23 protein-coding genes are annotated in these 22,435 nt (G+C 38.1%); 3 read left to right on the forward strand and 20 right to left on the reverse strand.

Features of this window, described 5'->3' with window-relative positions:
- Nucleotides 1-9 precede the first annotated feature (9 nt).
- The 7 genes from AB1I62_RS10980 to AB1I62_RS11010 all read right to left on the reverse strand — a co-directional run bounded on the left by AB1I62_RS10980 (nt 10) and on the right by AB1I62_RS11010 (nt 5,515).
- The gene (locus AB1I62_RS10980) at nt 10-411 is read right to left on the reverse strand and encodes a diacylglycerol kinase family protein (RefSeq protein WP_002382764.1); all 402 of its coding nucleotides are present in this window, start codon (nt 409-411) and stop codon (nt 10-12) included.
- Nucleotides 395-874 carry an rRNA maturation RNase YbeY gene (ybeY, locus tag AB1I62_RS10985; protein ID WP_002356745.1) on the reverse strand — a complete coding sequence of 160 codons (480 nt, stop codon included), beginning with the start codon at nt 872-874 and terminating at the stop codon, nt 395-397. Before ybeY ends, AB1I62_RS10980 begins: the two co-directional genes overlap by 17 nt.
- Entirely contained in the window at nt 874-3,072 is a 2,199-nt protein-coding gene (locus AB1I62_RS10990; RefSeq protein ID WP_002356744.1) for an HDIG domain-containing metalloprotein, read from the reverse strand. The genes ybeY and AB1I62_RS10990 overlap by 1 nt, the downstream gene beginning before the upstream one ends.
- Before the next feature lie 28 nt (nt 3,073-3,100).
- Nucleotides 3,101-4,123 carry a PhoH family protein gene (locus AB1I62_RS10995; RefSeq protein WP_002356743.1) on the reverse strand — a complete coding sequence of 341 codons (1,023 nt, stop codon included), beginning with the start codon at nt 4,121-4,123 and terminating at the stop codon, nt 3,101-3,103.
- A 134-nt stretch (nt 4,124-4,257) separates the two neighbouring features.
- A complete protein-coding gene (locus tag AB1I62_RS11000) occupies nt 4,258-4,707 on the reverse strand; it encodes a GatB/YqeY domain-containing protein (RefSeq protein WP_002356741.1) in 450 nt (149 codons plus the stop codon).
- Between the two features lie 25 nt (nt 4,708-4,732).
- Nucleotides 4,733-4,909, reverse strand: a complete 177-nt coding sequence (rpsU, locus tag AB1I62_RS11005; RefSeq protein ID WP_002356740.1) for a 30S ribosomal protein S21 — start codon at nt 4,907-4,909, stop codon at nt 4,733-4,735.
- Between the two features lie 165 nt (nt 4,910-5,074).
- Nucleotides 5,075-5,515, reverse strand: a complete 441-nt coding sequence (locus AB1I62_RS11010; RefSeq protein ID WP_002387080.1) for a Fur family transcriptional regulator — start codon at nt 5,513-5,515, stop codon at nt 5,075-5,077.
- Nucleotides 5,516-5,613: 98 nt separating this feature from the next.
- Here AB1I62_RS11010 and AB1I62_RS11015 point away from each other — a divergent pair, with 98 nt between their 5' ends.
- The gene (locus AB1I62_RS11015) at nt 5,614-6,471 is read left to right on the forward strand and encodes a pyruvate, water dikinase regulatory protein (protein WP_002382760.1); all 858 of its coding nucleotides are present in this window, start codon (nt 5,614-5,616) and stop codon (nt 6,469-6,471) included.
- Between the two features lie 41 nt (nt 6,472-6,512).
- Here AB1I62_RS11015 and thrB read toward each other — a convergent pair whose 3' ends face one another.
- The 12 genes from thrB to guaD all read right to left on the reverse strand — a co-directional run bounded on the left by thrB (nt 6,513) and on the right by guaD (nt 19,878).
- A complete protein-coding gene (thrB, locus tag AB1I62_RS11020) occupies nt 6,513-7,376 on the reverse strand; it encodes a homoserine kinase (RefSeq protein ID WP_002364438.1) in 864 nt (287 codons plus the stop codon).
- Complete coding sequence (gene thrC / locus AB1I62_RS11025; protein WP_002356733.1) at nt 7,373-8,428, reverse strand: threonine synthase; 1,056 nt, start codon at nt 8,426-8,428, stop codon at nt 7,373-7,375. Before thrC ends, thrB begins: the two co-directional genes overlap by 4 nt.
- Before the next feature lie 2 nt (nt 8,429-8,430).
- The gene (locus AB1I62_RS11030; protein WP_048737990.1) at nt 8,431-9,723 is read right to left on the reverse strand and encodes a homoserine dehydrogenase; all 1,293 of its coding nucleotides are present in this window, start codon (nt 9,721-9,723) and stop codon (nt 8,431-8,433) included.
- Nucleotides 9,724-9,774: 51 nt separating this feature from the next.
- On the reverse strand, nt 9,775-10,083 hold the full coding sequence (locus AB1I62_RS11035; RefSeq protein ID WP_002356730.1) for a metalloregulator ArsR/SmtB family transcription factor: 309 nt from the start codon (nt 10,081-10,083) through the stop codon (nt 9,775-9,777).
- Between the two features lie 116 nt (nt 10,084-10,199).
- Nucleotides 10,200-10,982, reverse strand: a complete 783-nt coding sequence (proC, locus tag AB1I62_RS11040) for a pyrroline-5-carboxylate reductase (protein WP_048737988.1) — start codon at nt 10,980-10,982, stop codon at nt 10,200-10,202.
- Nucleotides 10,983-11,088: 106 nt separating this feature from the next.
- Entirely contained in the window at nt 11,089-12,813 is a 1,725-nt protein-coding gene (locus AB1I62_RS11045) for a phospho-sugar mutase (RefSeq protein ID WP_002356727.1), read from the reverse strand.
- A 120-nt stretch (nt 12,814-12,933) separates the two neighbouring features.
- Nucleotides 12,934-14,385: a PLP-dependent aminotransferase family protein gene (locus tag AB1I62_RS11050; RefSeq protein WP_048737986.1), complete on the reverse strand. Its 1,452-nt coding sequence runs from the start codon at nt 14,383-14,385 to the stop codon at nt 12,934-12,936.
- Between the two features lie 134 nt (nt 14,386-14,519).
- Nucleotides 14,520-15,548 carry a permease prefix domain 1-containing protein gene (locus AB1I62_RS11055; RefSeq protein WP_002356724.1) on the reverse strand — a complete coding sequence of 343 codons (1,029 nt, stop codon included), beginning with the start codon at nt 15,546-15,548 and terminating at the stop codon, nt 14,520-14,522.
- Nucleotides 15,545-15,877, reverse strand: a complete 333-nt coding sequence (locus tag AB1I62_RS11060; protein ID WP_002356722.1) for a PadR family transcriptional regulator — start codon at nt 15,875-15,877, stop codon at nt 15,545-15,547. Before AB1I62_RS11060 ends, AB1I62_RS11055 begins: the two co-directional genes overlap by 4 nt.
- A gap of 161 nt (nt 15,878-16,038) precedes the next feature.
- A complete protein-coding gene (guaC, locus tag AB1I62_RS11065; RefSeq protein ID WP_002362677.1) occupies nt 16,039-17,016 on the reverse strand; it encodes a GMP reductase in 978 nt (325 codons plus the stop codon).
- Between the two features lie 141 nt (nt 17,017-17,157).
- Entirely contained in the window at nt 17,158-18,489 is a 1,332-nt protein-coding gene (locus tag AB1I62_RS11070) for a nucleobase:cation symporter-2 family protein (RefSeq protein WP_002359736.1), read from the reverse strand.
- Nucleotides 18,490-18,492: 3 nt separating this feature from the next.
- Complete coding sequence (guaD, locus tag AB1I62_RS11075; protein WP_002376716.1) at nt 18,493-19,878, reverse strand: guanine deaminase; 1,386 nt, start codon at nt 19,876-19,878, stop codon at nt 18,493-18,495.
- 219 nt (nt 19,879-20,097) lie between these two features.
- Between guaD and AB1I62_RS11080 the strand changes: the two genes are divergently transcribed.
- Both AB1I62_RS11080 and AB1I62_RS11085 read left to right on the forward strand, forming a co-directional pair.
- Nucleotides 20,098-20,724: an MBL fold metallo-hydrolase gene (locus AB1I62_RS11080; protein ID WP_010776006.1), complete on the forward strand. Its 627-nt coding sequence runs from the start codon at nt 20,098-20,100 to the stop codon at nt 20,722-20,724.
- Between the two features lie 40 nt (nt 20,725-20,764).
- Entirely contained in the window at nt 20,765-21,475 is a 711-nt protein-coding gene (locus AB1I62_RS11085) for a histidine phosphatase family protein (RefSeq protein ID WP_002388317.1), read from the forward strand.
- A 50-nt stretch (nt 21,476-21,525) separates the two neighbouring features.
- Here the strand turns inward: AB1I62_RS11085 and AB1I62_RS11090 are convergent, their stop codons facing one another.
- The gene (locus AB1I62_RS11090; protein WP_002385762.1) at nt 21,526-22,374 is read right to left on the reverse strand and encodes a MurR/RpiR family transcriptional regulator; all 849 of its coding nucleotides are present in this window, start codon (nt 22,372-22,374) and stop codon (nt 21,526-21,528) included.
- Nucleotides 22,375-22,435: the final 61 nt, after the last annotated feature.

Here is a 22,435-nt window from a genome sequence, read left to right on the forward strand (position 1 = left end):
TTTCTCCTCTTATTTCCACATTTGAATGATTTGTAAAATTTTTGGTACAAATAGAATTAGTCCTACTAGCACTGCGAAACCGGCTGTTAATAAAACAGCTCCTGCGGCCATGTCTTTAACCTTTTTTCCGATTGGATGAAAGTGAAAATCCGTAAACATATCTACGACATTTTCAAAAATTGTGTTGATAATTTCTGCCAACCAGACGAGAAAAACGGCCAATAACAACCACAGCCATTCAGCAAGTGTTAAGGAAAACAAGAAACCAAACACAATGGCGGTGACACCAAACGCCACATGTTTGCGCATATTACGTTCTTCTCGAAAAACTGTTTTGATTCCTTGCCAAGCAAATTCTAATGAATTAATAAAATGTTTATTTTTTCCTGTTTGCTCATCTTTTAAGGCCATACGCATCTAAAATCTCTTTCTGTAAACCAAACATTTCTTTTTCATCTTCAGGTTCCATATGATCGTACCCATTCAAATGTAAAAAGCCATGTACTGCCAAAAAGCCCATTTCTCGCTCCAATGTGTGCCCATATTCAACTGCTTGTTCTGCTGCTCGCTCTGTTGAAATAATTAAATCACCTAGATTACGTGGTAGCTCTGCCAACTCTTCATCATCAAAAATAATTGGCAATTCGTCTTCCCCTTCATCCTCTAAAGCAAAACTGATGACATCTGTAGGCATATCTTTGCCCCGATAGTCACGATTAATCACTTGGATACCTGCGTTATCTGTAAAAGTCACCGACATCTCCGTATCTTCGGCAATTTCTAGAAAACCCGCTGCAAATTGCAGCAAGTTTTCGATTTCTTTGATTTCTTCTGTTGGTACTTTCTCGGTTTCATCAATGAAAGTAATATCCATTAGTCATCTCTCTTTTCTTGTTCATCTTTCATTTCTTCTGCTTCAGCTTTCATTTTTGGATACTTAATCCGTGAATGGAAGGTACTGCATAATCCATTAATTAATGATTTTTCAATGATGCGAATCTCTTTCATCGTTAACCCACATTCATCTAATTGGCCATCTGAAATTCTATCTTGAATCACATTATGCACAAAGGCTTGAATTTTTTCGTTGGTGGGATGATCCATCGCCCGCACAGCAGCCTCACAAGTATCAGCAATACTCACAATCCCTGCTTCTCGTGTTTGTGGACGTGGCCCAGGATAACGGAAGTCTGATTCTTTAATTTCAGGATTGCGTTCTTTTGCTTTCACATAGAAAAATTTCATCAATGTTGTGCCATGATGTTGACGACAAATGTCAATCACCATTTGCGGCATATTGTACTCTTCTAAAATTTTGGCGCCATCAATTACGTGGCCAAAAATAATTTGTTTACTATCTTCTGGTAATAAAAAGTTATGTGGATTTTCTGCACCAGCAGGTAAGTTTTCCACAAAGAAATTGGCGTGTTTAATTTTGCCAATGTCATGGTAATAACAAGCAACTCGTGTTAATAGCGACCGCCCGCCAATCTCAGCAACAGCGTTAGCGCTCAAACTAGCCACCATCATGCTATGATGATAGGTACCTGGCGCTTCTTCTAACAGTTGTTTTAACAACGGATGGTTCGGATTACTTAATTCATTCAAGACAATCATACTATCATCGGTCACTAATAATTCGATATATGGATGCAAGCCCATTGTTGCTAAAAATGAAAGTACCGTTCCTGCACTTGCACAAATTAAAGCTGTCCACGTTTTACCATCTGTTAAACTCATCCCTTGATAAATCATTAAGACAACCGCCATGAAAACAGGAAAGACCACTACCCACATTAAAGCTGGGAAAACTTGCTCACTCATCCGTTTTCGTTTAACAACTGTTGCTAGAAATCCTGAGAATAAGTACATAATCAGAATAACCGTCAACGAGTTTGTGCCAATAGAATTATAAAAGATAAATAACGCAAAAACGACTTGGAAAATGGCAGCGATTATCCCTGAACGACGATTCACAAAATGATTTAGAATTAGCGGTGCAAAGGCTGCTGGATAGAACAAGGGAATATACATCAACTGCTCTGTTTGGAAAATCTGGAAGAATTTCATTAAAATAACACTGATTAGCATAGCACCCGTGTAAAAGATAATAAACGAGCGTTGTCGCGAAGGCTCAGTCACTTGTTTTGTAAAGAAAATCAACACTTCAACTTGAAGTAAAATAGCTAGTGCTAATGCCACCATCGGAAAAATAGACGTATTTTGACTAGTCATTCCTAGTAACTCAAGTTTTTCGACCGCTTTTGCATCAATTTGAGTACCTTCACGAACAATAATTTCGCCTTGATAAATCATTGCGGGTTGAACAGCATTCATCGCTTTTTGGCGTAGCTCTTCTGTTCGTTTTTCATTGGCAATATCGTTTACCACAATCCCTTGGTTAACAATGTAACGAATGACTTGTTGCATGGTACTCGTAATGTCTAAGTATTGAATTTTACCGTTAGCTTCTTGGCGAATTTTATCCAAATCAGATTCTCGAACGTGATTTTGCATCGCATCATCCACCAACATCAAACTTTCTGAACGAACCTTATCTAATTGCTCAGAGGTTAATGTAAAGATTGTTTGATAAAAAACATTAGGAAAACTTTGATAAAACGTAACTTCATCTTGCGGTAAAGATTCAAACAATGACTTTAAGCTAGCTACTCGTTCTTCCACGGTCGGCGCAGGAATCGTTTCTTCCTTTTTGGCCTTTGCTTGCTTATTGCTGTACTCTTTGTCTACTTTTTCATTCGCAGAATCAATCAATTTAAATAATTTATCAATACGATTATGTTGGACAGATGCCGTATCTTCTTGATAAATATATTCGGGTGTGACAGCTTCTGCTGCCAATTTTTTTCTTTGTTCTGTTTCGTAGGTATTCTCGATATTTTTATTTGCACGAATAGTTTTCTCGGCCAGTTGACCTTCTTTAATTTCTACTCTTTTCTGATGGACACTGCCAAACATAATCATAAATAAAAGAAGAGAAAAAACGGCTAATAAAATAGGTAAATAGGCTTTACCTAAACGATCCCCTAACTTTGTAAGTACTTTTTTCAAAAGGTACTTTCACTCCTTCCCTAACTGCTTAGGAATGCTTTTGTTGTTCTTTTTCATAGGCTTGAATAATTTGCGCTACAACCGGATGACGCACAACGTCACTGGCTTCAAAATTTACAAAGGCAATTTTTTCAATGTCTTTTAACGTACGCTCGGCGTTAACTAAACCACTTGTTACACCACGTGGCAAGTCAATCTGACTAGTATCTCCATTAACAATCATTTTTGAACTAAACCCTAAACGAGTTAAAAACATTTTCATTTGGGCAACCGTGGTATTTTGTGCTTCATCTAAAATGACAAAAGCATCATCCAATGTACGACCACGCATATAAGCAAGCGGGGCTATTTCAATAACGCCGCGTTCCATTAAACGATTTGTATGATCCATACCAAAAATTTGATACAAGGCATCGTAAACTGGACGTAAATAAGGATCGACTTTTTCTTTTAAGTCACCTGGTAAAAAGCCCAAGCTTTCGCCAGCTTCCACTGCTGGACGAGTTAAAATAATTTTTTGTACTTCACCTTTTTTTAAAGCTGCTACTGCCATCACCACGGCTAAAAAGGTTTTCCCTGTCCCCGCAGGTCCCACCCCGAAAATGACGTCATGAGTTTTAACTGCATCGATATATTTTTTTTGACCAACATTCTTAATTCGGATGGCCCGACCATGATGGTCCTTCATAATTTCTTCTTCATACATGGCAATAAACGCCTCTAAATTTCCAGCTTTGGCCATTTTTAAAGCAGAAACGACATCTGGCGTATGCACTTTGATGCCTCGTTGAATTAATGTTTGTAGCGCTCTTAACACGGAAGCGACTAACTCTACCTCTGATGATTCGCCAATTAACTGAATAACTTCGCCACGACTATTAATCGTTACGTGGGTATTCTCTTCTAAAAATTTGATATGTTTATCATGTGTTCCTAAAAGCATGTGTGCATCATCAGAATCAGTAAGTATTAATTCCAAAGATTTTGACTGATTATCTGTCAAAAAACGTCCATCTCCTTTATTATATAGTCCTTTACAATGATACCACATTCTTATCTGTTTAAAAAGAAGTCGTACCTGATTTGACTTTGAAAGTCAAAAAAGAGAAAACCGTAAAAAGCTACCGGTTTTCTCTTTGTATAAAAAAACTAGGACAGTATCCTGTCCTAGTTTCGATAACGCTCTTAGTTTTCTTGTAATAATTCTTTCACAATTGCGTTAACTTGGTTGCCATCGGCTTTGCCTTTGACTTTCGGCATCATAGCGCCCATCACTTTACCAAAATCTTTTGGTGAAGTGGCGCCAGTTTGCGTCATTACCTCTTGAACTAGTTGACGAATTTCTTCCTCCGTTAGTTGTTGAGGCATATATTTTTCAACAATTGCTATTTCAACTTTTACTTTTTCAACAAGATCGTCGCGTCCCGCCTTTTCAAACTCTGATAAAGAATCTTTTCTCTGTTTCATCTCACGAGACAATACAGTGAGTTCTTCTTCTCCGTTCAATTCACGGCCCGCTTTAATCTGATCATTTTGAATGGCAGTCTTTAACATACGAAGTACGGCTAAAGTTTCTTTGTCTTTAGCTTTCATCGCTGTTTTAATGTCGTCATTCAATGTGGTTAGCAATGACATACCACCAACTCCAATTCATTCAAAACTAGAATTTTTTACGTTTTCTAGCTGCTTCAGATTTTTTCTTACGCTTTACACTTGGTTTTTCGTAGAATTCACGTTTACGTGATTCTTGTAAAGTACCCGCTTTTGAAACGGAACGTTTGAAGCGACGAAGAGCATCATCAAGAGATTCGTTTTTACGAACGACTGTTTTTGACATGTTATTCCCTCCCTCCGAGCTTAAAAAGTAACCGTTTTTCTTATTTGTGGGAAAAACCCACAAATTAAAATACTGTCCTTGTTATATTATAGCTAAAGCATAAATAACCGTCAACCACTCTACTGATAAAATACGAAATTTTTGTTTGATTTTTCGTCTTATTCGCTATTTTTCGCAACAATCGGCACAACGACCAAGTATTTCAAAGCGATGTCCTTCAATTGAACAACCTTTTAACTGTTCTTCAAAAAAATTCATCGGACACATGTGAATTTCTTCCGTTTTGCCACAAACCGTACAAATAAAGTGATGATGATGTTCCACCTCTTGGCAACAACGGAAGCGAAACTTTTGCTCGCCATTTAATTCTGTTTTTTCCAGCAATTCTAAGCGCTCAAAGTCATGCAAGTTACGATAAACCGTATCATAACTGACTCCTTTAAAGGTTTCATTCATAAATTCATACACTTCACGTGCAGAAACATACCGATTTCGCTTAATCAAATAGCTCATCAGTAATTCTCGTTTTTTAGTATATTTTAATCCACTGGCTTTCATGGTTTCTAAGGCTTGTTCAATATTGGTTTTTACTGGTGCCATCGCCATTTCCTCCCTCACCAACCTAAATCAGAATCATTACGAAATAGATTCTGGACTTATGGTATAATAAAATTATTAAAAATGCAAGAAAGGACTTACCCTCTATGACTATTTCTGAAGAAAAAAAATGTGTGACGATTTTTGTCATCTCAGATTCTGCTGGCGAGACCGCTTCAAAATTGGCGGCTGCTTCAATGGCCCAGTACCCCACTGTTGATTTTACTTTGATTAGACGAACATTCGTTAAAGACGAAGATAAACTGGTGCAAGCGTTAGAAGATGCCAAAAAAGCAGAAGCCATGGTACTGCATACTATTATTAATGATCATCTCGTGGCGATTGCTAATCAATTTTTCAATGAGCATCAATTGTTCCATTTTGACATTTTGACACCACCAGTTGCGGAAATCGAACGATTAACAGGTGTCGCACCCATGCGGGAACCAGGTGCCTTACATCATCTGAATGAAAACTATTTTAAACGAATTGAAGCAATGGAATTTGCTGTCAAATATGACGATGGCAAGGACCCACGAGGCTTTTTAGAAGCGGATGTGTTACTTCTTGGCGTTTCCCGAACTTCTAAAACACCGCTAAGTCTCTTTTTAGCCAACAAGAACTTAAAAGTTGCTAATTTGCCACTAATTCCTGAAGCACATTTACCGAAACAATTATTCGAAATGGACCCTAAAAAAATTGTTGGCTTAACCAATGATCCCAATGTTTTAAACGGGATTCGTAAAGAACGAATGCGCGCATATGGATTACCTGAAAATACTTCTTATTCAGATATTGAAAAAATTCGGCGAGAACTGGCTTTTGCAAATGATCTTTATCAAAAATTAGGTTGTATCGTTATTGATGTCGCTTCTCTTTCAATTGAAGAAACTGCCTCAATGATTCTTAATGCTTTGAACTTAGAAGATCATAGCTATTATTCCACGGAAACATCCGAGGATTAAAAAAAACGAGAAAAAATCACTAGTGATTTTTTCTCGTTTTTTTAAAAGACTTGAACGCCTTCTTGATCAATATTGAAAATTTGGATGCTCGCTTTGGTAGATAATTTTTCCAAACTTTGAACAATTTCGTTGGTTCGTTCTTCTGGCGACAAGATTAGCACAGTTGGACCAGCACCGCTTAAGAAAGAGCCATAAGCACCTCTTTGCTGAGTTAAACGACGAATTTCTTTTAAGTGAGGAACCAATGAACGACGATACGTTTCATGCCATTTATCTTGTTCCATCATTTTGCCTGCTAAAGGTAAATCCCCGTTTAAAATTGCGGCAATCATAACATTGGCAATTGAGCTGGCCGCGACTGCTTCTTTATAAGTCAATTTTTCGGGCAAAACAGCGCGACTTTTTTCGGTAAATAACGGTTCCTCTGGAATAAATGCAATGACATCACACATTGGAAAATGATGTTTGACATGGTAGACTTGGTTTTCTACATGGCTAGCCACCACGAAATCTCCTAAAATAGCAGGGGCAACATTATCCGGATGTCCTTCCATCTCTGTGGCCAAACGAACTTTTTCTTTAGGGGACAAATTTAAATGTGCTAGTCGGTTAGCTAATTCAATGCCTGCTACAATCACACTTGAGCTACTGCCTAGTCCTCTTGCAAGGGGAATGTCAGAAACCATCCGAATAACTTTTGGTGTTAATTCTGGTGCAATTTTCAATGCCGTTTGAATTAATAAATTCTCTTCATTAGTAGGAATCTCTTCTCCCAAAGTATGTTGAATTTCCCAAAATTCACTTTCACCTAAAACGTTGATTGTTAAATAAGCGGATAATGCAATGCCACATGAATCAAAGCCAGGTCCTAAGTTGGCACTAGTGGCAGGTACTCTTATTTTCATAGTGTTGCGACTCCTTTTCGTAAGTGCAGACGCATTTCTTCCACGTCACTCATTTTTGAAATAGCTACTTCTGTCTCCATTGCTGTATCAGGATCTTTCAATCCGTTACCAGTAAAGACTGCCACGACGGTTTCACCTGCTTTGATTTTACCGCTTTTAACATGTTGAATAACTCCAGCTAATGAAGCAGCCGAACCAGGTTCAATGAAAACCCCATCTTGAGCAGCAATTTTTCGGTAAGCCGTTAAAATTTCTTGATCTGTCACGGCATCAATGAAACCACCGGATTCATCCCGTGCCTGTTCTGCTAATTGCCAACTAGCAGGATTTCCAATCCGGATCGCTGTTGCCACGGTTTCAGGTTGCTCAATCACTTGGCCTTTCACGATCGCTGCGGCACCTTCTGCTTCAAAACCATGCATTCTTGGTAAAGTTGTTCCTTGTTTTTCATGCCATTCTTTAAAACCTTTCCAGTAAGCGGAAATATTGCCGGCATTTCCAACTGGAATCGCTAAGACATCGGGCGCTTGACCTAATTGTTCACAAACTTCAAAAGCTGCTGTCTTTTGCCCTTCTAAGCGATAAGGATTCACTGAATTAACTAGCGCAACTGCCTCAGTTTTCGCAATCTCTCGCACCGCTTTTAATGCTTCATCAAAGTTACCTGGAATCGAAATAATGTCCGCCCCATACATAATAGCTTGCGCCAATTTTCCCAGTGCGATTTTTCCTTCTGGAATCACTACATACGCTTTAATGCCTGCTCTTGTGGCATACGCAGCAGCTGCGGCACTAGTATTTCCTGTAGAAGCACAAACAATCGCTTTGGCACCTTCTTCTACCGCTTTTGCTACAGCCATCACCATCCCGCGATCTTTGAATGAGCCAGTGGGATTTAAGCCTTCGTATTTTCCATATAATTGAATACCTAATTCTTTGGATAAATTAGGTAAAGGAATCAGTGGCGTATTTCCTTCGGCTAAAGAAATCATTGGTGTTTTTTCTGTTACGGGCAAATACGCTTGATACTGTTTTAACAAACCTTCATACATGTTTACTCATCTCCTATAACCTTCATTACATTCAATAACTGAAAGGCTTCCGTATTTTGAATAGCTGTCACAACTTGTTGCATTTGTGCTTTTGATATCTGGTGTGTAATGGCAACAATTCTTGCTCGCTGTCCATCTGATTTCTGTTGAACTAATTGATCAAAGCTGACTTCTGCTTTAGTCATTAATTGCGTCAACTGCGAAAATTGTCCTGGTGTATCTGGAACATCTAACGAAAAATAGTACTGTCCAAATACATTTTCGGAACTCGTCAATTGGGTTTTATGTTGATACGAATTGAACATATGGCCAGTCGTTGCCAAGCGAATGTTTTTAGCAATCGTAATTAAATCACTGACCACACTGGTTGCTGTCGGTTTAGCGCCAGCTCCTGGACCGTAATACATTGATTCCCCCACGCCTGCACTTTTAATAAATACTGCATTGTACTCATTCCGAACAGATGCAATAGGGTGCTTTTGATTGACTAGCATAGGCGCCACTTCCACCGAGATACTATTCTCATTTTGTTCAGCAGAGCCAATCAATTTGATTTCATACCCCAGTTGTTTAGCCATGGCGACATCATCTAAAGACAATCCGCGAATTCCACGAATATCAACTTGTGGTAATGAAACATTCATCCCAAAAGCAAATTGACTTAAAATAACCATTTTATAGGCTGCATCGATTCCATCGACATCATTTGTCGGATCCGCTTCAGCAAATCCCAACGCTTGCGCTTCTGCTAAAGCTTCTTCATAACTTTTATCAGCAGAAACCATTTGCGTAAGCATATAATTCGTCGTACCGTTCACAATTCCTAAAACTTGTTGAATATTGTCTGCCGCTAAGCTATTAGCAATTGTTCTTAAAATAGGAATCCCGCCAGCAACACTTGCTTCGTAATATAAATCACAATGATGTTTTTGGGCTAACGCTACTAATTCACTCCCATGTTGCGCCAGTAAATCTTTATTGGCAGTCACAATATGTTTGCCCTTTTCTAAAGCTTTCATGATATAGGTTTTGGCTGGTTCAATGGTTCCCATTAATTCCACAACGATTTGAATCTCTTTATCTTCTAAAATATCATCAATTGAAGTTGTTAAAGAAAGACCGTATTCTTCCGCTTGCGCTTGTTTCGTTTCAAGATTTCGGACAAATGCTTTTTCAATGACTACATTCATTCCTGTCACTTGTGAAATTTTCTCTTGATGTTCTTTCAAGAGAGTTAAAACGCCAGTGCCTACAGTCCCTAATCCTAGTAACCCGATCTTTAAGGTATCCTTCATTTTTACCTCCATCAACAGCGCTATTCTAGTTACGCTATTTTTTCCTACTTTTTATCGATGTTCAATATGCTCAAAGGTCTGATTTAAAATATCTATTACATGATGATCATCCAATGTATAAAAAATCGTTTTTCCTTCGCGACGTGCCTTGACAACCCGGCTATCTCTTAATAATTTTAGTTGATGAGAAACGGCGGACTGTTCCATTCCCAATTGTTCACTAATCGCCGTTACGTTATGCTCGCCTTCTTTTAAAAGTAGCAAAATTCTTAAACGTGTTGGATCACTTAATACTTTATATAATTGACTTACTTGTTTGATTTCTTCCATTTGTTTCATTATAGTCGCCTCACTTTGCACTCATTATAACACAGAGTTTTTTAAAATAAGAACTGCGATTGTTCTTTCCTACGAAAAATATGGCACAAAGAAAGTTGGAAAAATGACAAACTTGTCGATTTTCCAACTTTCTTCATCTATTCGTGGTTGGCTTGCTGAACTGCATCCATCACGGCATAACGGAAGCCATTTTTTTCTAGAGCTACGACACCGCGAATCGTACTTCCTCCTGGAGAAGTCACTTCATCTTTCAATGCTCCTGGGTGTTTTTTCGTGTCTAAGGCTAAGGTCGCCGTTCCTTTTATCATTTGAGCGACAATTTCATAAGATAAGTCTCTTGGTAACCCTTCTAAGACTGCTGCATCTCCCAATGCTTCCATAAAGATATCAACAAAAGCTGGACTGCAACCAGCCACAGTACCAAAAGTTTCCAGTTGCGCTTCACGAATTTCTTTGACTAACCCTAAAGTAGCAAGAAGTTCCATTGCCAGGTCCTTCGTTTGGCCTTCAATTATTGGTGCCAAGGCTACGCCAATCACGCCTTGATTCACGCTAACTGGTGTATTAGGAATGGCATGAACAACTTTGGCTTCTTTATTGCCAAGAGCCATTTGTGCTTCTTGTATGGTATGACCTGTTGCAACAGAAATCAATAGACTTTCGTTGGAAAAATGAGGGGCTAATTCCTGAAGAACAGGTAACACGACCTTTGCTCCTGTCGCGATAAAAATAACCTTACATTCTTGGAAAAGTGCATAATCTGTGACAAGTTGAAAGCCCCACTCTTTTTGAAGTGCTTCTGCGGTTCCACTTGATCCGCCTTTCACATATAAATGTTCCTTCTTGACTGCCTCAGCTTTCAGTAACCCTTTAATCATGGCACCGCCCATACTGCCAGCACCGATAAAGCCAATTTTCATAGCATTCCCTCCTTAGTTAAATAAAGTGTTTGTGTCAAAAGTCAATTAGCTTTTGACACAAACACTAACAGTCGTACTTTTTTCCGTACAGCTTGTTTCGTTTATTTTATTTTGTTAATTCATTAACGACTGCTTCAAACGCAGCAATTTTTTCAGAAGCTTCTGAACTACTTGTTGCTTTTGTTGCTAGATAGAATTTAATTTTTGGTTCTGTTCCTGATGGTCGGATAGCAATCCAACTGCCATCTTCTAAATGATATTTCAACACATCAGAAGGAGGCGTTTGTAATTGTTCTGTTTGACCATCTGCAAAAGTGCGTGTTAATTCTTTAAAATCTTCCGTTTGAGCAACTTGAATCCCGGCAAACTCAGTTGGCGCTTGTTCACGACATTTTGCCATTAAAGCTTTGATTTTACCGCTGCCTTCAATTCCGCTCATTGTTACGGAAATAGTTTTTTCTTCAAAGTAACCAAATTCTTCAAAGATATCTTGTAAGCCATCGTATAATGTTTTTCCTTGTTTTTTATAGAAAGCCGCTACTTCTGCTAATAAAACTAACGCTTGAATTGCATCTTTATCACGAACAAAAGGTTTCACTAAGTAACCATAACTTTCTTCAAAACCAAACATAAACGTTTGACTGTGGTCTTCTTCGTATTGTTGAATTTTTTCAGCAATAAATTTGAAACCTGTTAAAACATTAAACATCTTCGTATTATATTTCTCAGCAATCGCTGTAGCAAGTTCACTAGAAACGATTGATTTTAGAACCGCAGCATTTTGAGGTAACGTGCCTGCTTGTTGATGGGCTTCTAAAATATAATGAATCATAATTGAACCTAATTGATTTCCTGTTAATACTTGGTAGTCTCCGTTTGGCATCCGCACAGCGGCACCTAAACGATCAGCATCTGGATCTGTTGCAATCAATAAATCAGCGCCTTCTTTTTCCCCTAAACGAATCGCGTATTCGAAAGCTGAATGTTCTTCAGGGTTTGGTGACTTAACTGTAGTAAAGTCAGGATCAGCAACAGCTTGCTCAGGTACTAAAACAAATTTTTCAAAGCCGGCTTGTTTTAATGCCTTTTCTCCTAACATTTTCCCAGTTCCATGCAAGGGAGTGTAAACTAATTTTAATTCTTTACCCATTTCGTTAATTAATTCTTGATTAATCGTAACTGTTTTAATTTCTTTCAAATACGCGTTATCGACTTCTTCACCAACAATGTTAATTAAACCACTGTGGGCAACTTCTTCATCTGATAAGACATCAATTTTCAAAGGATTTTCGATACTACGAACATATTTAGTTAATGCATCTGCATCAGCTGGCGGCATTTGACCACCGTCTTCACCATAGACTTTGTAGCCATTATAGGCAGCTGGATTGTGAGAAGCCGTAATCATGATTCCCGCAAAAGCTTTAAAGTAGCGGACCGCAAAAGATAATTCTGGTGTTGGTCGTAAGCTTTCAAACACAAAAGAAGGAATATCATGTTTAGCTAATGTTTTAGCTGCTTCCATTGCAAATTCTGGAGACATATGACGTGAATCATAGGCAATGGCTACACCGCGACGTTTCGTTTCAGGATCTTGCGTATCCATAAAACGTGCAAGCCCTTCTGTCGCTTGACGAACCGTAAAGATATTCATTCGATTAATACCGGCGCCTAAAATCCCGCGCATCCCGGCAGTCCCAAATTCTAATGGTGCGTAAAATGCATCTTCACATTTTTCAGGGTCTGTATTTAAGTCCTTTAATTCATTTTTTAAATTTTCTGGAATATTTTCTTCATTTAACCATTGTTGGTAAACTTGTTCCCAAGACATGGAAAACACCTCATTTGTTTTTTTGTTTTTACTTTTTAAGTATAGCATTGGATATTCGTTTAGAAAAGGGAAGTTATAGCGTTTTCTCTCAGCAAATGATTTTTATAAGAAAAATCTTACTTACTGTTCTATTTTTGTTTGTCTATTTTCAGAAAGCTGTCGTGTAATCCGTACCATTCGCTCACAAAAAAGAGGCATTTCTTCTGGTGAAATTCGGGAACAGTTCAAACGAATACTTCCACGTTTTTCACTAAAAGCGACACTTGGTGCTACCAAAACACCTTCTCGTAAAAACACCTGCCACTCTTCTGGCTTAAGTGCCCCTTGACGCCAATGTGCCCATAAATAAAAGCCGCCTTTTACTGGCGAAACTTCCCATTCTGGCAACGATTTAAATACTTGATATACAGCTGTTGCTCGTTGTTCCACTTGTTTATTTAATAACGTAATTTTTTCAGAAAAAGAAGGATCTTCAATCGCCATTTTAGCGAGCATCTGCGGAAAAATACTCAACGAAACATCCATCATTTTTCTGGCTTCTGCAATTTGTTTCGTCACAGAGGCGGGCGCACTTAACCAACCAATTTTCGTGGTCGAACCTAAAATTTTTGACAACGAACCGATATACAAGACATTATCTGGATCTAATTTTTTTAAAGGAGGAATTTCTGTTTTCGGGATAAAACTTAGCTGCCCAAAAACATCATCTTCTAAAATAGGAACTTGATACGTTTGACAGACTTTCACGAGCTGTTCTCTTTTTCTTAAAGGCATCACTGTCCCAGTCGGATTTTGAAAGGAAGGATTAACCATAACCATTTTGATGCGATGTTGTCGGATTGTTTGTTCTAGCGCTTCAAGATCAATCCCTTCATCTGTCATGGGCACACCAAATAAGCGCACACCAGCAGCTTGGAAAATTGGTAAGGCATAGAAGAAAGATGGATCTTCTACAGCAACACTATCTCCTTGTCTCAATAAAACTTGCAAAACTAAAAAAAGTGCTTGTTGCGCACCTGAAGTAAGCAATAAACTTTCACTTGGTAAATGAAGCTGATATTCCGTTGCTGTAATGGCTTGGATTTCTTTTCTTAACGGCAAATAACCTAATTCATCTTGTGCTTCCTCTTTTAAAAATTGTTTCCAATTTAATGCTGGAAAATCGAAACTGGGAATTAAGTCTAACGGCAACTCGCCTGTATACATATCTAAGTCAGTCGGCAAATTTTGTTTAGCTCGTAACTCAATCTCTGCCACCAAGGGATGAACTTGTTTGAACACATTTTGTTCTAAATAACGATGCCAATCCGTTCGTGGCGTCATCATTACCCCCCATTTTCCTTCGTTGACAATCGTTCCACTCCCTCTTTTTCGCACAATCCAGCCTAAGTCCACCAGTTCGTCTAATGCATGAACAACGGTTGAACGATTGACAGACAAGTACTCTGCCAGTTTACGTTCCGAAGGGATTTTTTCACCTGGTAATAATTCGCCTGTTTGAATCTTTTGAACAATCATTTCCATAATACTGCGATAAATGGGAACATTTTGTTCTTTTTTAAGTTGCCACATAGCCATCACCTCAACAATTGGATGAGTTAAAAGTAATCCAGTTTAATGCTTTTGTCAATCGAAAATACAAGAAAAGTGAGACAGCCGTTTTGACGAATGTCCCACTTTTCTGTTTTACTATTAACAGGTTTGTCTCAATGTTTGTGTAAAAATGCTTGGATGGTGTTATAAAAGATTCCTGCGAACATAAAGATTAACCAACTAAACCGCCAATCCCCTAAAACAAAACTAATAAATAGATAGAGTGCAACAACTAAGGGCCAATAAACGGATGCAATAATTGCACCGACAGGATTTCCCACAGGTCCTTCCTCTGTTTTTGTTTGTTGAGGGGCAAAATCAGGATGACCAACATGTTCTGAATAAAAATAAGTTTCATTCAACAATTTATTAAAACTTCCTTTAATTACTCCACCAAATATAAACAAGAAGACGCCAACCGATACTAAAAAGAAGAGCCAACTAATCCCCATCGTTCCATTATAATATTGTCCGCCCATCATTTGATGCATGGAACGGCGCATCATCAGATGAAGGCCACTACTAAAGACAACAACTGGGATTAAACCCAAAATACAAAAAACGACGCCCGCTGCCATACAAAAAATAAATGATCGTTGAAAACTTTGTTCTCTTTGTGCAACTTCTTTTTTTAACTTAATCGGAATCAATCGTTGCCCCAGCTGTTTGTCCATTGCAACAAACCGATTACCAGCAACAATAAATAATGGAACGCCGATTGCCACACCTATGAAAAGACAAACTAAACCAAGACCGTTAGAAAGAACACCACGCATACCAACCAGCAAGCCAACACCCACCATGATTGCAACAACACCAAGACCAATTTGAATAGCACCTTTACGTTGGACAGCTAAATAGTCAAGTCCTTCCTCCACTGAAATTTCTGGCAAACCGTTCATTGAATCGTTTGTTTCATCCACTTGTTTATTTTCTAAATTCAATTCTTCCATTAATTCATCAATAGTACCAAATTCAGAAATAATTGTACCAATTGCTTCATTTTCCGATTTTCCTTGGCTGAGCAAATCTTCATAACGATCCTCAGCATTTGCTAATAAGTCCGCCTTTAATTGTTTTGTTTCAGATGTTTCAACAACGCCTGAAAATAAGCTATCAATAAATTCTTCTATAATTTTCATTTTCCCATCTCCTTTACAAATGCTTCGACGACGTCTTTTGTTACTTCCCATTCTAGTAACTTTTCCTCTAAATAACGCTCTCCTGCATGGGTTATTTGATAATAGGTCCGCTTTTTGCCATGCGTTACTTCTCCTGGAAATGATTCAATGTAGCCATTTTTCTCTAAACGTGTAAAAGCAGAATAAAGTGTCGTTTCTTTAATCGAATATTGTTCTTTAGAAATTTCACGAATGCGTTTAGAAATCGCATAACCATATGAAGCGCCGGATTGTAAGATTGAGAGAATAAAGGTATCGTTGTATCCTCGAATTGCATCACTACCAATCACATAAATTCCTCCCTCAAGTACTTCAACTATCGTACTACGTCTGTCGTTGTAATTATCTTAACACGATTACTACGATAGGTAAAGTAAAAAAAGCACGTAATGCAGAAATCATTTTAATTTCTGCACTACGTGCTGTCTTCTTTTCAGTCTATAGTTGAATGTTAAATGGTATCACCATTAAAAATAGAATTTTTTACAATCACATAATCAACTTTACGAATCGCTTCTAAATCACGACCTCCCGCGTATGAAATGGAAGATTGTAAATCTTGTTGCATTTCGACTAAAGTATCTGCCAACTTCCCTTTATGGCGTAACCAGATTTTTTTGCCTTCAACGTTTTTCTTTTCGCCTTTTTGGAATTCAGAGGCGCTACCAAAGTATTCTTTGTAAACAACACCATCTTCCACTTTTGTTTCACCTGGTGATTCTTCATGTCCAGCAAATAGTGAACCAATCATGACCATAGTTGCCCCAAAACGCACAGATTTTGCAATGTCTCCATGGGTCCGAATCCCACCATCTGCAATAATTGGTTTCCGAGCAGCTTTGGCACACCAACGTAAAGCCGCTAACTGCCAGCCGCCTGTCCCAAAGCCAGTCTTAATTTTAGTAATACATACTTTTCCTGGTCCAATCCCCACTTTGGTGGCATCGGCTCCAGCGTTTTCTAATTCGCGAACGGCTTCTGGCGTTCCAACATTGCCCGCAATAACGAACGTTTCTGGTAAAAATTTTTTCAAGTGTTGAATCATATTAATCACCGCATTTGAATGACCATGGGCGATATCAATTGTCACGTAGTCAGGAACTAAACCTTCTCGGGCTAACGTTTCAACAAAAGCGTATTCCCCTTCTTTCACACCCACACTAATTGACGTGATTAAGCCCTTTTGTTGCATTTTTTTAATAAACGGCACTCGCGCCTCTTCATCAAATCGATGCATGATATAAAAATAACCATTTTCAGCAAGGGTTTCCGCAATCGTTTCATCAATAATTGTTTGCATGTTCGCTGGAACGACAGGCATTTTAAACGAATGTTTTCCTAAAGTTACTGTAGTATCACATTCAGAACGACTATTCACGATACATTTATTGGGAATTAATTGGACATCTTCATAATCAAAAACTTTCATACTTACTGCCTCCTAGTTATTTACAAAAATAACGTAAAAACCGAACATTCGGTCATTTAACGTTCGTGTTTACAAACACCATTGTTAATTTACACTATTTACCGCCACTTGTCAAAGGCGTTTTAACGAAAATTAATCTTTTTACCCTTCTTGAACGTTTGGTAAAATGGCCTGCAATAAAATAGCAACAATTGAGGCAGTTGCCACGGGTGAACTAAATAAATATTGTAAAAATTGTGGTAGAGTTTCCAAAAACTCTTTTGGTAACAATGTCAACGCTAACGTCATAATAATCGGAACGGCAATTACATACATCTCTTTTTCATGAATTGTTACATCACTCATGACTTTCATTCCACTTACAGAAATGATGCCACAAACAACCACAAAAACACCGCCGATAACTGGTGCCGGAATGGCCGAAATCAAGGTGGAAAGTTTTCCAGATAAGCCAAATAAGACAAACCACGCACCTGCAGCCACAAAAACCTTGCGACTAGCAACTCCAGTGATTGAAATAATCCCAGCATTTGTAGAGTAACTAGTTACTGGCGTGCCGCCAATGAATGAAGAAACTAAGCAACCTAAGCCTTCACCAATTACGCCGCGATTAATTTTTTCTTCGGTCAAAGGTTCAGCGACAACATGACTCACAGCAAACCAAGTGCCTGTTGTTTCCGCCATTAAAACCAGATAAATAACTAACATCGTGGCAATGGCTGACCAATCAAATTGGAAAGAAAAGTTAACTAATGGTAACTGAGGCAAACTAAACCAAGCCGCTTCACTAACGGCTGATAAATCAAGTACCCCTAATAATTGTGCCGCGATGCTCCCAAATAATAATGCCAAAATAACAGAAGAAACGCGGAAAATCCGCCCTTTTTTCAAAGCAGAACCTAAGAGCGCAAAGAAAATCAACGTCCCCGCTGCTATAAATGCTAATAAAATATTTTGTCCTAATTCCCCTTTTGCGTGGTAAATATTATCCGATAAAGCGACTGGCATTAACGAAAGCCCCACCACAAAAATAATTGTTCCTCCCACAATTGGTGGAACAAATTTAGTGATTAAACGATTAAAAATACCAGTAAATCCTAATATAATAACAACAATTGCCCCCACTAAACTAGCACCTAAAACTGCGCCCCAGCCATTTCCTTGTTGGTTGTTGGCAAAATAAATTCCTGCAATTGCCCCGATTGGAATAAATGAAGGGCCTTGCGCAACTGGTAATCTCATACAAAAATGAGATTGAATAATCGTGGCAAGTCCTGCTGCTATGAATGTTGCTTGGATTAAAGAAGACGTTTGTGCTGTGCTAATCCCAATAATTGAAGCAATGATCACAGGTACGACGTACACGTCCATTGCTAAGACATGCTGAATCCCTAACATAGTGGCCTGCCCAAAAGATACTGAATCTTCTGGCCCCACTGTTAAATGAAGATTATTTTGTTTCTTTTCACTCATTTTTTATACTCCTTTAGTTGCTGACATTAAATTTTTATCATGTACTTTTTCACCTTGTACCCAGACTTCTCGAATATTTTCTGGTCGTGCTAAATATAAGATTTTTTGGAAAATATCAAGCAATGATTCCCCTGGATTTTTAGGGATTCGTGCTTGTGACAAGCTTGTATTAATAATTTGAACATCCCAAGCATACCCTTTTTCTAATTTTCCAATTGGCAAACTTAGCGCTTGACCACCACCAGCAGTAGCTAAATAAAACGCTTCATTTACTGTAATCCGTGCTGTTTTAACACCTCGTACTTCTGGTTTTTTTGTAGCATCCACGCCATCTTCTAACATTCTAGAAGAAATAACTGCTTGCTTTAAATTGTCAAAAAGACTTGGTGAAAAACCACCTGAAAGATCACTACCTAAACCAACTTCTACTTGATGTTGATGTACTAATTTTGCAATCGGTGTTACTGCATTGCCAAAATAAGCATTAGAGATTGGGCAGTGCGCCACAGCCGTCCCTGTTTCATGGAATAAATTCATATCTGCTTCTTCTAAAAAGCCTGCATGTGCCATCACTGCTTTTTCTGTTAATAAACCAAAATCATTCAATGCTTGGGCATCATTTTTTCCAAAACGTTCTTGAACAAATTGATGTTCCCAATCACTCTCACTACAATGACTTTGAACATGGACTTGATATTTCGCTGCTAATTCTCCTAATCCTTTAAGTGCTTCCTCTGTACAACTAGGAATGAAACGCGGAGTTACAACGGGATATACGCCTTGTTTTGTTTGCTGCGCTAATGTTTGAATTTCTTGAATAAACCGTTCCGTTTCTTCTAATGCTTGTTGCGTTGTTTGATCACGATAGTATTCAGGATTCTCATTAAGATCATCCATTACAACTTTACCAATTAAGCCACGCTGCCCTTTTTCCGCACAAATTTCTGCCAAACGACGGCTAGCTTCATAATGAATGGTTGCAAAATAAAGGGCTGTTGTTGTCCCATTAGCTAACAATTGGGTTACCAGTTCATCATAGACTTGTTGGGCAAATGTTAAATCTGCAAATTTGGACTCTAAAGGAAACGTGTACGTATTCAGCCATTCATACAATGGAATATCCAAGGCGGTCCCAGATTGTGCCCACTGAGGTGCATGGACATGTAAATCAACAAAGCCGGGTAAAAGATAAGAATCTTGGGGCAATTCTTGAAAACGTTGTGCCTCTTTTTGTTCTGCTAGCACAGTTTCATACGCTTCAGCATCTGGTTCAATTATTTCCTGAATTACTCCGGCCTCATCTATACAAAAAAGTGTCTCTTCATAAACTTTAATCTCTTGCAAATTTTTACTAGAAAAACCTGTTCCTTTTATTACAAAATGAAACATTTAATACTCCTCCTTACTATCACATGAAGATTATACATAAACTTTCGCTTAATAACTATAAAAATGTGATTTTTTTTAAAAAAATCCATGTTCAAACAAGCAAAAACCGAACATTCTAAGAATGATTTATTTTTTCTTTGGATAAACAAGAAAACTTTCTATTCTTAAGATTCTTCGGTATACTTGAAGAGAATCGTTAGAACTTTAGGAGGTCCTGAGATGATACAGATCGAACAAATTAGAACAGGTGTTATTCAAGAAAACTGTTATCTTGTTTATAATGAAGAAGCATTATTAATTATTGATCCAGGTGCAGAAGGAGCAAAACTAATTCAAGAAATTACCCGTTTAGGGAAGAAACCAGCCGCTATTTTATTAACACATACTCACTATGATCATATTGGTGCGGTAGAAGAATTGCGCCATCATTATCAAATCCCTGTTTATGTTAGTCCATTAGAACAAGCGTGGCTTTCCAATCCTATTTTGAATCTTTCAGGATTAGGCAGACATGATGATATAGCAAATATTATTGTTCAACCCGCCGAACATGAATTTAAACTAACCGATTATGAAATTGGCGGCATGAAATTTTCCGTAGTCCCAACACCTGGTCATTCAATTGGTAGCGTCAGCTTTGTCTTTGATGATTTTGTTGTTGTTGGGGATGCATTGTTTAAAGGTAGTATTGGTCGTACCGATTTACACACTGGTGATATGCAACAATTATTACACAGCATTATGACCTATCTATTCACTTTACCAGAAGAATTTCCTGTTTATCCAGGCCATGGTGATGCCACAACCATTCAACATGAAAAAGCCACAAACCCATTTTTTAATTAGAGATTTATTCACTATTTAAAGAAACTTAGGAGGAGTAGCAATGACTGAAGCAACGACACTTTATATTATTCGTCACGGAAAAACGATGTTTAATACGATTGGCCGAACCCAAGGCTGGTCAGATACCCCCTTAACCAAACAAGGAGAAGAAGGCATTTATCATTTAGGCTTAGGTCTTAGAGACATAGACTTTAAGGAAGCTTATAGTAGTGATAGTGGTCGTGCCATGCAAACCGCTCAGATTATTTTACAAGAACATCAAAACCACCAAAAGATTCCTTACCTAACCGATAAACGGATTCGTGAGTGGTGTTTTGGTTCTTTAGATGGTGGCTATGATGGTGAACTTTGGGGTGTGGTGCCACGCATTTTAGCTTTTAAAAGTTATGAGGACATGATGACCACGAAGATTACCTATCGTGAGCTAGCAAATGCTATTATTGAAGCCGATACGGCTGACTGGGCGGAGCCTTATGAAGTTATCCGTGATCGTGTTTGGTCTGGTTTCGAAGATATCGCTCATCATCGAGAAAAAAATGGTGGCGGCAAAGTCATGGTGGTTTCCCATGGACTAACAATTTCCTTTTTACTTTCCTTAATTGATGCAAGTTTGCCTATGCAGATGGCGCTGGAGAATGGTAGCGTGACGACCTTAACTTACGAAAAAGGAACATTTACCATTCAAGGAATTAATGATAGTTCTTATATTGAAAAGGGAAAAAAGATTGCTGAAAAGCGCCGTTTATTGTAAAAAAAAGAGAAGATTATCTGTCATTTTGACAGATAATCTTCTCTTTTTGTTTATTCTTTTAAACGTTCTACATTTTTTCTTGAGATTTGAATTTTTTCTAAGGTTTCCTTATAGTTTTTTGCTGCATAAGCAAAAAATAAAACATCGACTACATACAATTGTGCCACCAAGGAAACAGTAGCCGCACTTCTCAATGGCACGTCTTCCCCACTAGAGGTTTGAAGGACGATATCACTTTTTTCACCAATCACTGATTTTTCATCTTGTGTGATACTAACAATAGGAATCCCTTGCTGCTTCGCTAAATCAGCTAAAGTACTTGCTTCTTTATTCGTGCCAGAATTAGAAATAACAATAAAAACACTAGGCTTTTCTGTAGAGCCTAACATGGAAGCAAATAAATGATGATCCAATGTTGTAAATACCGTTCGGCCTAATCGCGTAAACTTTTGATAAATATCTTGAGCAACCAACGAAGAGGCGCCCAACCCATAGACAAAAATTACTTCTGTTTTTTCCAACAAATCAACGGCTTCATTCACTGCGACATCCTCTAATGTCTGACCGCTTCGCTCAACCACATGAACAAAGCGCGCCTGTAACTTTTGTTTAATATCAGCTGTTGATTCCCCTTTAGTAACTTCAGTGTACATTTGCTGCTTCATTTGGCCAAGATTTGCAGATAATAAAAGTTTCAACTCTGTGAAGCCATTCACATCCATAGAATGACAAAAGCGAATAATTGCCGCTGGACTTGATCCTGCTTGTTTCGCTAGCTCTTGCGCATTCATTGAAATAACTGTTTCTGTATTTTTTAAAATATATTCTGCGATTTTTCGTTCTGATTTTGGTAATTGTTGTAGACGATCTTGGATAGATAAGACAATATTTTGTTGCATAAACACCCCTCCTGATACACCATTTCCTACGCAATTAAATTTTAACAAAGAAAAAGGGAGA

Source organism: Enterococcus sp. AN402, from assembly GCF_040719405.1.
Taxonomy (GTDB): domain Bacteria; phylum Bacillota; class Bacilli; order Lactobacillales; family Enterococcaceae; genus Enterococcus; species Enterococcus faecalis.

Bases quoted from the DNA above. Each gene is read 5' to 3' on its own strand.
- AB1I62_RS10980 (WP_002382764.1), bottom strand. From the start codon at position 411: ATGGCCTTAAAAGATGAGCAAACAGGAAAAAATAAACATTTTATTAAT.
- ybeY (WP_002356745.1), bottom strand. From the start codon at position 874: ATGGATATTACTTTCATTGATGAAACCGAGAAAGTACCAACAGAAGAA.
- AB1I62_RS10995 (WP_002356743.1), bottom strand. From the start codon at position 4,123: ATGTGGTATCATTGTAAAGGACTATATAATAAAGGAGATGGACGTTTT.
- AB1I62_RS11000 (WP_002356741.1), bottom strand. From the start codon at position 4,707: ATGTCATTGCTAACCACATTGAATGACGACATTAAAACAGCGATGAAA.
- rpsU (WP_002356740.1), bottom strand. From the start codon at position 4,909: ATGTCAAAAACAGTCGTTCGTAAAAACGAATCTCTTGATGATGCTCTT.
- AB1I62_RS11010 (WP_002387080.1), bottom strand. From the start codon at position 5,515: ATGGCGATGGCACCAGTAAAAACCAATATTGAACAAGCCTTAGAAACC.
- AB1I62_RS11015 (WP_002382760.1), top strand. From the start codon at position 5,614: ATGACTATTTCTGAAGAAAAAAAATGTGTGACGATTTTTGTCATCTCA.
- thrB (WP_002364438.1), bottom strand. From the start codon at position 7,376: ATGAAAATAAGAGTACCTGCCACTAGTGCCAACTTAGGACCTGGCTTT.
- thrC (WP_002356733.1), bottom strand. From the start codon at position 8,428: ATGTATGAAGGTTTGTTAAAACAGTATCAAGCGTATTTGCCCGTAACA.
- AB1I62_RS11030 (WP_048737990.1), bottom strand. From the start codon at position 9,723: ATGAAGGATACCTTAAAGATCGGGTTACTAGGATTAGGGACTGTAGGC.
- proC (WP_048737988.1), bottom strand. From the start codon at position 10,982: ATGAAAATTGGCTTTATCGGTGCTGGCAGTATGGGCGGTGCCATGATT.
- AB1I62_RS11045 (WP_002356727.1), bottom strand. From the start codon at position 12,813: ATGTCTTGGGAACAAGTTTACCAACAATGGTTAAATGAAGAAAATATT.
- AB1I62_RS11050 (WP_048737986.1), bottom strand. From the start codon at position 14,385: ATGTGGCAACTTAAAAAAGAACAAAATGTTCCCATTTATCGCAGTATT.
- AB1I62_RS11055 (WP_002356724.1), bottom strand. From the start codon at position 15,548: ATGAAAATTATAGAAGAATTTATTGATAGCTTATTTTCAGGCGTTGTT.
- guaC (WP_002362677.1), bottom strand. From the start codon at position 17,016: ATGAAAGTTTTTGATTATGAAGATGTCCAATTAATTCCCAATAAATGT.
- AB1I62_RS11070 (WP_002359736.1), bottom strand. From the start codon at position 18,489: ATGAGTGAAAAGAAACAAAATAATCTTCATTTAACAGTGGGGCCAGAA.
- guaD (WP_002376716.1), bottom strand. From the start codon at position 19,878: ATGTTTCATTTTGTAATAAAAGGAACAGGTTTTTCTAGTAAAAATTTG.
- AB1I62_RS11080 (WP_010776006.1), top strand. From the start codon at position 20,098: ATGATACAGATCGAACAAATTAGAACAGGTGTTATTCAAGAAAACTGT.
- AB1I62_RS11085 (WP_002388317.1), top strand. From the start codon at position 20,765: ATGACTGAAGCAACGACACTTTATATTATTCGTCACGGAAAAACGATG.
- AB1I62_RS11090 (WP_002385762.1), bottom strand. From the start codon at position 22,374: ATGCAACAAAATATTGTCTTATCTATCCAAGATCGTCTACAACAATTA.